Annotated in this window: 4 protein-coding genes; all 4 read right to left on the bottom strand. The window is 47.1% G+C overall.

Annotation, left to right across the window (positions count from 1 at the left end; genetic code table 11):
• On the bottom strand, window positions 1-211 hold a 211-nt coding region (locus tag CWE06_RS12665; protein ID WP_420808542.1), incomplete at its 3' end, for an RHS repeat-associated core domain-containing protein.
• Between the two features lie 53 nt (window positions 212-264).
• Window positions 265-765 carry a hypothetical protein gene (locus CWE06_RS12290; RefSeq protein WP_126794753.1) on the bottom strand — a complete coding sequence of 167 codons (501 nt, stop codon included), beginning with the start codon at window positions 763-765 and terminating at the stop codon, window positions 265-267.
• A 220-nt stretch (window positions 766-985) separates the two neighbouring features.
• Window positions 986-1,432, bottom strand: coding sequence for a hypothetical protein (locus CWE06_RS12285; protein WP_126794751.1), 447 nt, complete (start codon window positions 1,430-1,432; stop codon window positions 986-988).
• A gap of 140 nt (window positions 1,433-1,572) precedes the next feature.
• Window positions 1,573-2,061, bottom strand: a complete 489-nt coding sequence (locus CWE06_RS12280; protein WP_126794748.1) for a hypothetical protein — start codon at window positions 2,059-2,061, stop codon at window positions 1,573-1,575.
• Between the last annotated feature and the right edge of the window lie 124 nt (window positions 2,062-2,185).

Raw genomic sequence — 2,185 nt, 5'->3', positions numbered from 1 at the left:
TCTGCAGGTTTGCGCCCGCCTGAATAAACGGGTCCGCCTGCATAAAGCGCCCCAGCACCGGGTTGTAAGTGCGCCCACCCATGTGAATGAGGTTCAGGTCGTTCACCATGGTGTGGCCGGTGTAACCACGCATCTTCCCTAACCTCAGCCCGAACACAAACTGGTTGTGGCTCCACAAGGTCGCTTGTTTACCCCAAGGGTCATAGACTATCTGTTGTTTCAGAACATTGCCGTTGACACCGAGCTACAGCCAAGCAATTACTATTAATTTCTGAATCTTGGCGGCGTGGGGCTCAGCTCTTGTTCTACTCTTTGGCGCAAAACATCTACTTGGGGACCGTTTATCTGACTCCATCTGAAATAAACAATGCCGTATCGCTCTTCAAGATCGTACCGAATTCCCATCTCTTCAAACGCTGCTCTGTATGCTTTTAAATACTCCGGCGTACTTATAGGCATCGACTCCCAGATATAAGGGTTGAGTTCATCCCCATAACGGGATTTTCTCAATATTCCTAAAACTCTGGATTTATCATCTAATAAGTAAAAAACGAACTTACTTCCATTTACTTCTTTAATTTCATAAGCAATCTGTTCGGTTTTCATGATCTCTAATGCTGCTCGTGATGATTCATCATTCAGTCCAAATCCGCCAGCACGTTCTCCAGCCGGCAACTTTGGGGAATCGCACCCTACAGCCGCGACAAAGAAAGTAAACATCAATAAAAATTTACAACATAGAAAAACAAATCGCTTTAATATCACACTATCTTCCTCCGATTTGTAGTTTTCGGGTCTCAACATCCTAACTTAATCAGATAGCAGGTTCGTGATTCAAATTTATGAGTAACTCTGCGTCCTGTTCGATGTACTTGGTCGCCCAATCGCCGCTTACTCCCATAATAAAGTCGTACATTCACACGATGCCCATCCTCAAGATCAACAAGGGCATCGTATTCATATATTCGATACTTCTGGAATTCACCTACTGTAACAGTTCGGACTGCTCTTGAGCAAAGGTCGCAATGCGGAGCATCCGTAATTTGGACTTTCCAGGTATCAGATCGGAAATGTCTAACTCACTAACACCAATGGTTTCCCACTCTCCCTCATAATAATAATCCAGAAATGGCGTACCGACAGGAGCTTCGATCTGAATCGTTGTTCTTACATTCTTCTGATTCCAAATATCACTACCAAACCGATTAAACAACGCCTGAAATACCCCAGTCACCGCCCCGTTGGCAAACTTGCCACCGACAATGGAGGACGTGGTTCCACCGATAGTGGCTGACACCAAGGTTCCTGCAACCACTTGGTTTCCTGCTCTATCATTGAGAGGGGTTCCAATGCCTTTGGTGATGCCCGCGCTGATAAAACCATGAGAGAACTTTGCACCATTCACCGCTCCTCGTAAGTTACCTGTGGCCACGCCCAAGCACCGGGTTGTAGGTGCGCCCACCCATATGAATCAGATTCAGGTCGTTCACCATGGTGTGGCCGGTGTAGCCTCGTGACTGGCCTAAACCTTGCCCGAGAACTCCAACGCTCTCGGCTCTAGTGTAACTGCAATCATGGTTTGTTCACTTCAAAATCCTCGGGCTCAGGCGGTGGCATGGGGTCATCCAATCCCTCAATCTCGGCATGAAATACATAGTTGACATCAACTAAGCAACCCAAAGGTTGGCTTCTTCTAAATATTTTAAGAACAGGCGGGCACTCATCGCGCACACGGAATGTTCCCCAAATGCCAACATAACGATACTGCATATTGTCAGGTCTGTACTCAAGTGAGGTGCAGAAGGTCACCATCTCATATACCCGCATTGCACGCATCGTGGACTCGTCGTGCATAACCACACCACAAAACTCATACGGTGACTCCGTTTGATTCAAGTCGCTTGGGTAAATTCGCAAATAGCCTTTCAATCGTACTTCCTGTCCCGAGTACGCATCGGGATTTACATTAAGCCTAAGAAAAGAAGTGTACTCAAAAGACTTCGCAGGGAAGGATATCCCCATAAGCCACAGCGCCATCAGTCCTGCCAAATATTTGCTCATTAACAATCTCCTTCACGACGTAAGTTGCACATGTGGAGCCGAGTATTGCCATCGCTAATCGGCAGGTCAGACGCCCTGAATCCATTCACATCAAACCGCCACAGGGAGCCCCCATGATGGGTCG

The sequence above is a fragment of the Aliidiomarina haloalkalitolerans genome (assembly GCF_003987315.1).
GTDB classification, from domain to species: Bacteria; Pseudomonadota; Gammaproteobacteria; order Enterobacterales; family Alteromonadaceae; genus Aliidiomarina; species Aliidiomarina haloalkalitolerans.
The sequence above is the reverse complement of the archived record's forward strand: the minus strand, read 5'-3'. Positions and strand labels throughout refer to the sequence as shown.

Excerpts from the sequence above, each read along its gene's own strand:
- CWE06_RS12280 (WP_126794748.1), bottom strand. The coding sequence starts at position 2,061 with ATGAGCAAATATTTGGCAGGACTGATGGCGCTGTGGCTTATGGGGATA.